The organism is Sphingosinicella sp., from assembly GCF_052388015.1.
In the GTDB taxonomy this organism is placed as follows: Bacteria; Pseudomonadota; Alphaproteobacteria; order Sphingomonadales; family Sphingomonadaceae; genus Allosphingosinicella.
In genome coordinates this window covers 1-6,550 of record NZ_JBQTIN010000015.1, presented here as the reverse complement: position 1 = coordinate 6,550, position 6,550 = coordinate 1, and the positions used below count along the sequence as shown (strand labels likewise).

Annotated in this window: 9 protein-coding genes; 8 read left to right on the top strand and 1 reads right to left on the bottom strand. The window is 70.6% G+C overall.

Translation table 11 applies throughout. The features are described from left to right. The 8 genes from ACT4N3_RS00985 to pal all read left to right on the top strand — a co-directional run. Window positions 1–332: Holliday junction DNA helicase RuvB C-terminal domain-containing protein (locus ACT4N3_RS00985; RefSeq protein ID WP_444853335.1), on the top strand; the 332-nt coding region annotated here is incomplete at its 5' end. Next, window positions 329–1,501: a DUF3089 domain-containing protein gene (locus ACT4N3_RS00980; protein WP_444853334.1), complete on the top strand. Its 1,173-nt coding sequence runs from the start codon at window positions 329–331 to the stop codon at window positions 1,499–1,501. The genes ACT4N3_RS00985 and ACT4N3_RS00980, both read left to right, overlap by 4 nt. A gap of 70 nt (window positions 1,502–1,571) precedes the next feature. Next, complete coding sequence (locus tag ACT4N3_RS00975; RefSeq protein ID WP_444853333.1) at window positions 1,572–2,030, top strand: YbgC/FadM family acyl-CoA thioesterase; 459 nt, start codon at window positions 1,572–1,574, stop codon at window positions 2,028–2,030. Between the two features lie 26 nt (window positions 2,031–2,056). Beyond that, window positions 2,057–2,716: a protein TolQ gene (tolQ, locus tag ACT4N3_RS00970; RefSeq protein ID WP_444853336.1), complete on the top strand. Its 660-nt coding sequence runs from the start codon at window positions 2,057–2,059 to the stop codon at window positions 2,714–2,716. Window positions 2,717–2,867: 151 nt separating this feature from the next. After that, window positions 2,868–3,311 (top strand): ExbD/TolR family protein, encoded by a 444-nt coding sequence (locus ACT4N3_RS00965; RefSeq protein ID WP_444853332.1) that lies wholly within the window; start codon window positions 2,868–2,870, stop codon window positions 3,309–3,311. Then, complete coding sequence (locus ACT4N3_RS00960; RefSeq protein ID WP_444853331.1) at window positions 3,311–4,078, top strand: cell envelope biogenesis protein TolA; 768 nt, start codon at window positions 3,311–3,313, stop codon at window positions 4,076–4,078. The genes ACT4N3_RS00965 and ACT4N3_RS00960 overlap by 1 nt, the downstream gene beginning before the upstream one ends. An 11-nt stretch (window positions 4,079–4,089) precedes the next feature. Next, window positions 4,090–5,439 (top strand): Tol-Pal system beta propeller repeat protein TolB, encoded by a 1,350-nt coding sequence (gene tolB, locus ACT4N3_RS00955; protein ID WP_444853330.1) that lies wholly within the window; start codon window positions 4,090–4,092, stop codon window positions 5,437–5,439. 38 nt (window positions 5,440–5,477) lie between these two features. Next, window positions 5,478–5,996 (top strand): peptidoglycan-associated lipoprotein Pal, encoded by a 519-nt coding sequence (pal, locus tag ACT4N3_RS00950; protein ID WP_444853329.1) that lies wholly within the window; start codon window positions 5,478–5,480, stop codon window positions 5,994–5,996. 131 nt (window positions 5,997–6,127) lie between these two features. Here the strand turns inward: pal and ACT4N3_RS00945 are convergent. Continuing rightward, window positions 6,128–6,550: S1/P1 nuclease (locus tag ACT4N3_RS00945; protein ID WP_444853328.1), on the bottom strand; the 423-nt coding region annotated here is incomplete at its 5' end.

Below are 6,550 nucleotides of genomic sequence, written 5' to 3'. Positions count from 1 at the left end.
AGGGCACGGTGACGGCTGAGGTCGCCGATGCCGCGCTCAACCGGCTGGAGGTCGATACGCTCGGCCTCGACGCGATGGACCGGCGCTACCTCCACATGATCGCCGACATCTATCGCGGCGGCCCGGTCGGCGTGGAGACGCTCGCCGCCGGCCTCGCCGAGCCGCGCGACACGATCGAGGAGGTGATCGAGCCCTACATGATCCAGCTCGGCCTCGTCGCGCGCACAGCCCGCGGCCGCTGTCTCAACGGCGCCGGCTGGACGCATCTGGGCTTGCCGATGCCGAAGGGGCAGGCGACTTTGTTCGACGACACGCCAGGGGGAAAAGGATGATCCGCGCCGCATTCGCCGCCTTGCTCGCATTCGCCGCCGCGCCGCTGGCCGCGCAGACACCCGCGCCTGCTCCTGCGGCGCCGTCGCTCGCGCCCGACTACCGTCAGGATTCGGCCTGGCTCTGCCTGCCCGGCCGCGCCGATGCCTGCGGCCGGCCGCTGCCCACCGCCGATCTCGACCCGGCGGGCTATGGCCCGGCAAGCGAAAGCCGTCCGGCCGCCGATCCGCCGATCGACTGCTTCTACGTCTATCCGACCGTCTCGCGCGATCCGGGCATGAACAGCGATCTCAATCCGGGCGTGGACGAGAATGCCGCCGCCGCAGTCCAGTTCGGCCGCTTCGCCGGTATCTGCCGGCCGTTCGCGCCCGTCTACCGGCAGGGGACGATCAGCAGCATCGGAGCGTACCTCGCCGGGCAGAACGTGGAATCGGTCCTCGGCCTTGCTTATGGCGACGTGACCGCCGCCTGGCGCGACTATCTGCGGCATCGCAACAATGGCCGGCCGTTCGTGCTGATCGGCCACAGCCAGGGGACGATCCACCTGACGCAGTTGCTGGCGCGCGAGATCGAGGGGCGGCCGGAGGCAGGGCGGATGATCTCGGCGCTCTTGATCGGCTATAATGTCGAGGTGCCGCAGGGCCGCGATGTCGGCGGCAGCTTCCAGCGCACCCCCTTGTGCACCCGCGCCGGCCAGACCGGCTGCGTCGTCACCTATGTCTCCTTCCGCGCCGGCTCGCCGCCGCCCGAAGGGGCCCTGTTCGGCCGCGCCGCCGCGCCCGGCAACACCGTCGGCTGCGTCAATCCGGCCGCCCTCGCCGGCGGCGACGCGCGGCTCGACTCCTACTGGTTCGCCGGCCCCTCGGTGACTTCGACCCCGAGCGCGATCGCCTGGTCCAGCGCCGGCCCGCCGCCGGCCGCTTTCCTTCGCACGCGAGGCCTGGTTTCGGCGCGCTGCGTGAACGAGGGCGCGATCGGCTATCTGGCGGTGAGCGTGAACGCCGATCCGGCCGACGCGCGCACCGATCGCATCCCGGGCGATGTCGCCGTCGGCGGCGTTCCGCTGCCCGGCTGGGGCACCCATCTGGTCGATATGAACATCGCCCAGGGCGACCTCATCCGCCTCGTCCAGCGCCAGGCGGAAGCGTTCTGCCGGCGCGGGCGGCGTTAGTTAACGCGCTAACGGCTCGCCTCGTCGTTCGCGATTTGCCGCCCCGCCCCGCGCCTCTAGAGCCGCGCCGATGAGCGAGGCGGCGCACGATACGCCCTATGAGGGCGCGTGGGTGGACGGCGTCCACCATTTCGCGCTGCGGGTCTATTTCGAGGACACCGACACCGCCGGCATCGTCTATTACGCCAATTACCTGAAGTTCATGGAGCGGGCCCGTTCCGACATGCTGCGCGCCGCCGGGATCGACCAGCGCGCCGCGCTGGAAGGCGGCGAGGGCGTCTATGTCGTCGCCGAAGCGCATATCCGCTACTTCCGGTCCGCCAAGCTCGATGATGCTCTCATCATCCTGAGCACTGTCGAGCAGGTCCGCGCCGCCTCCTGCGTCATTCAGCAGCGAGTCATGCGTCGACAGGAGAGTCTGGCCGAGGCCCGGATCACCGCCGCCTTCCTGTCGAACGGCCGCCCGAAACGGCAGCCGCGCGCCTGGGTCGAACGGTTCGAGCAACTGAGAGGGAAAGGAGCCGCGTGACGCTTTTGGGGGTTTCGGGCGACGCGATGTCGCCGGTCGCTTTGTTCCTGCAGGCGGACATCGTCGTCAAGGCGGTGATGGTCGGGCTCGTCCTCGCCAGCATCTGGACCTGGACGATCATCATCGGCCAGTGGGTCAGGCTGCGCCGCGCCGCCCGCGAGAGCGAGCAGTTCGAGCGCGAATTCTGGCGATCCAACGATATTGACGCCTTTAACGAAATGCGCGGCCGCGAGGAACATCCCGCCGCCAAGGTGCTCGCCGCCGGGCTTGCCGAATGGCGGCGCTCCACCTCCGGGCGCAAGGTCGATCGCGAGGGAACGCGCTCGCGGCTGATGGTCGCGCTCCATTCGGCGGTGACGGCGGAGACCGACAAGATCGCCGGGCGCCTCAATATCCTCGCGACGATCGGCTCGGTTGCCCCCTTCGTCGGCCTGTTCGGCACCGTCTGGGGGATCATGCGCAGCTTCGCCGACATCGCCGGCCAGCAGAGCACCAGCCTCGCGGTCGTCGCGCCCGGCATCGCGGAGGCGCTGTTCGCGACCGCGCTCGGCCTGTTCGCGGCGATCCCGGCGGTGATCGCCTACAACCGCTTCAGCTTCGCGGTGAATCGGCTCGAGGCGCGGCTGCAGCGCTTCGCCGACGGCTTCCACGGCACCCTGTCTCGCGAGCTGGAGGCGGAGGGATGAGGGAGAGCGCGGCTCTTTATCCTCCCTGCGCCGCGGGCGTGGGGAGGGGGACCGGCTGCAAGCCGGTGGAGGGGCGGTCGGCTTGGCATGCCCCTCCACCAGCCTTCGGCTGGCCCCCCTCCCCATCCGCTGCGCGGACAGGGAGGATTTGATGGCGATGGGCCCCATCCTCGGCCCCGGCCGGCGCGGGCGGCGGACGCCGATGTCCGAGATCAACGTCACGCCGATGGTCGACGTGATGCTGGTGCTGCTGATCATCTTCATGGTGACGGCGCCCTTGCTCGTCACCGGCGTCCAGGTCGATTTGCCTCAGAGCAAGGCGGCGGCGCTCGATCAGGACCAGCGGCCGGTCGCGATCTCTATGGACGCGCGGGGTCAGGTCTTCGTCGATGATGTGCCGGTGCCGGAGGGCGGGCTTTCGGTTCGGCTCGCCGATATCGCGCGCGGCGCGTCGGAGCCCGGCGGGCCGCGCATCTTCCTGCGCGCCGATCGCAGCCTCGATTACGGCCGGGTGATGATCGTGATGGGCGAGATCAACCGCGCCGGCCTGCGCCGGGTCGCGATGGTCTCGACCGGCGCGGACGAGAGGCGCTGATGGCGGTCGCGATGGAGCGCGCGGAAGCGGCCGGGCTCGGTGTCGCCCTGCTCGGCCATCTCGCCTTGCTGGCCGCGCTCAGCCTCGGCCTGTTCGCCGCCGCGACGCCGCCTGCCGCGCAGGATGCGATCGAGGTGTCGTTCGTCGAGGATGTCGCGCTCGATTCCGCCTCGCCGACTCCGGCGACCCCGCCGCCGCCGCCCCGCGCCGCCGATGAGCTTGGCCCGACCGAGGAAGCGCCGGCCACGCCGTCGCCGGCACCGGTTGCCGCCCAGCCGCCGAGCGAGAGCGACGCGCGCGATCGGCGTCGCCCCGAGGAGCCGCGCCAGACCCCCGGCCAGCGCGCCCGCGCCTCGCGCCTCGCCGATCTCAACCTCGACAATCTCGGCCGCGACCCGTCCCGCGCGTCGGCGCCGGCCGCGCCGGCGGCGGCGATGACGGCGCAGGCGGCGGCCAGTATAGCCCAGGCGATTATCCGTCAGGTTCAGCCCTGCGCCGATCGTCAGGTCTATCCGGGCCCCGGCGCGGAGCGGATCGTCACCTCGCTTCGCCTCAGGCTCAACCGCGACGGCTCGCTGCAGGGTCGCCCGGTCGTCGCCGGCCAGCGCGGCCTGGACGACGAGAACGGCCGCTATGCGCAGCGCGTCGCCGATCTCGCGGTCAACGCCTTCGTCTCCTGCGCGCCGCTGCGGGGCCTGCCCGCCGATCTCTACGCCGTGCCGCGCGGCTGGAGCAATTTCACCATGAATTATCGTCTGCCCGGATGAGGAGCCATCTCGTGCGTATCCCCCTGATCGCTCTCTTGCTCAGCCTCGCCGTTCCGGCCGCCGCCCAGGAGCCGGCACCACCGGTCGCGCCGCCTTCGCCCGCGGGGCAGGACGACCAGCTCGTCGTCGACGTGACCGGCGGCCAGCGCGCCGCGCTGCCGATCGCGGTCCCGTCCATGCCGACGCCCGCCGCCGCCGACACCGCCGCCGGCAACACCTCGGCGCTCGGCCGGCAGGTGGCGGACATCGTCGCCGCGGACCTCCGCAATTCCGAGCTGTTCACGCCCATCGGCCCGTCCGGCCTCAACGCGCCCAGCTTCCCGCAGGTGACCACGCCCGATTACGGCTATTTCGCCACCACCGGCGCGCAGAATCTCGTTCAGGGCTTCGTTCAGGCCAACCCGGACGGCCGCATCACCGTCGGCTGCTACCTTTACGACATCTCGGCCCGCTCCGAGCTCGCCCGCCAGGGCTATGTCGTCCAGCCGCGCGACTGGCGTCGCGCCGCGCATCGCTGCGCCGATTCGATCTTCTCCCGCCTCACCGGCGAGGGCGGCTATTTCGACACCCGCATCGTCTATGTCTCGGAGACCGGCCCGGCGCGGCGGCGGGTCAAGCGGCTCGCGATCATGGATTATGACGGCGCCAACCACCGCTTCCTCACCAACGGCCAGTGGACGGTGCTGACGCCGCGCTTCGCGCCCAACCAGCAGACGATCACCTTCATGACCTATGAGAATGAGCGGCCGCGGGTGATGGTCTACGAACTGGATTCGGGGCGCACCCGGCCGCTGGTCCAGCAGCCGCACATGACCTTCGCTCCGCGTTATTCGCCGGACAGCCGCTACATCATCTTTTCGATGGCGGTGAACGGCAACACCGACATCTACCGGATTCCGGTCGGCGGCGGCACGCCGCAGCGGCTCACCAACACGCCCGGCATCGATACCGGCGGCTCCTATTCTCCGGACGGCAGCCGGATCGTGTTCGAGAGCGACCGATCGGGTTCGCAGCAGCTCTATGTGATGAGCGCCGACGGCTCGGGCCAGCAGCGTATCAGCTTCGGCGGCGGCGGTTACGCCACCCCGGTGTGGAGCCCGCGCGGCGACCTCATCGCCTTCACCCGCACCGGCGGCTTCCAGATTGGCGTAATGCCCCCGGCTGGCGGCGCCGGCCGCATCTTGACCAGCGGCGGCGCGGCGGAGGGGCCGAGCTGGGCGCCCAACGGCCGGGCGATCATGTTCACCCGCGGCCTTTCCGCCGGCCAGCTCTGGTATGTCGATGTCGCTTCAGGCGCGACCCGGCGCGTTCCCACCCCGTTGGGCGGTTCCGACCCGGCCTGGTCGCCGCTGCGCGAATGAAATGATTCACGAACTTATTCTGGATTGAGGAGGACAGTATGAAGCGTAACCTCACGACACTCACCGCCTGCGCCGCCGCCTTGCTCGCCATGTCGGCCTGCCGCTCGCGCACCGCGGCGGACCTGCCGCCCGAGCCGCCGAGCGCGTCGACGCCGGAAGGCAATCAGGAGGGCAATGTCAGCGGCGCCGTCGTGCCGGGCAGTCGGGCCGACTTCATCCAGTCCGTGCCCTCGGACCGCGTCTTCTTCGCGCTCGATTCCTATGCGCTGGACGGCGAGTCCCGGCGCATCCTCGACGCCCAGGCGCAGTGGCTGCAGACGCACGCCAATGTCCGCGTGACGATCGAAGGTCATGCCGACGAGCGCGGCACCCGCGAATATAATCTCGCGCTCGGCGACCGCCGCGCCAATGCGGCGCGCGACTATCTGCAGTCGCGCGGCATCGACCCCTCGCGGATGCAGACGATCAGCTACGGCAAGGAGCGGCCGGCGGTCGAAGGCTCGAACGAGGCGGCCTGGGCGCAGAACCGTCGCGCGGTGACGGTGGTGCCGGAGTAACATCTTTCCTCCCTGCGCCGTAGGCGTGGGGAGGGGGACCATGCGCAGCATGGTGGAGGGCGATCGGCGCTGCTGGCCCCTCCACCGGCCTGCGGCCGGTCCCCCTCCCCATCGCTTCGCGACAGGGAGGATTAAGTCGGGCGCCGCTCGCGCGGCCGGAGCCAAAGCGAATCGGGCTGGAACGCCTCGTCGAGCAGGCGGGCCAGCCGAAGGCCGCCCCGTGCGACCTGCCGGCGGACGACCGGGACCAGCCGGCGGGTGATCTCCTCGGTGATCACCCGCCGGGGCGCGCCTTCGACCGGGGCGGCGCAGGGATCGGCCATCAGGCTACCGTAGGCGAATTCGCGCGAAACCTCCCATCCTTCGCGCGACCAGGCGAGGATGTCGCCTTGCCGCATCGCGGCACGGTCCGCGTCGCTCAGCTCCGCGAGGATTCCCGCCGCCTCACCCACCGGCTGCGAAATGCCGCGATCGGCCAGATAGCCGTCCCAGGCGGCGTGCAGATTGGTCGGGATGATCCCGTAGGCGATACGCACCCGATTGCCGCCGAGGTC

Bases quoted from the DNA above. Each gene is read 5' to 3' on its own strand.
- ACT4N3_RS00960 (WP_444853331.1), top strand. From the start codon at position 3,311: ATGGCGGTCGCGATGGAGCGCGCGGAAGCGGCCGGGCTCGGTGTCGCC.
- pal (WP_444853329.1), top strand. From the start codon at position 5,478: ATGAAGCGTAACCTCACGACACTCACCGCCTGCGCCGCCGCCTTGCTC.
- ACT4N3_RS00980 (WP_444853334.1), top strand. From the start codon at position 329: ATGATCCGCGCCGCATTCGCCGCCTTGCTCGCATTCGCCGCCGCGCCG.
- ACT4N3_RS00975 (WP_444853333.1), top strand. From the start codon at position 1,572: ATGAGCGAGGCGGCGCACGATACGCCCTATGAGGGCGCGTGGGTGGAC.
- ACT4N3_RS00965 (WP_444853332.1), top strand. From the start codon at position 2,868: ATGGCGATGGGCCCCATCCTCGGCCCCGGCCGGCGCGGGCGGCGGACG.
- tolQ (WP_444853336.1), top strand. From the start codon at position 2,057: ATGTCGCCGGTCGCTTTGTTCCTGCAGGCGGACATCGTCGTCAAGGCG.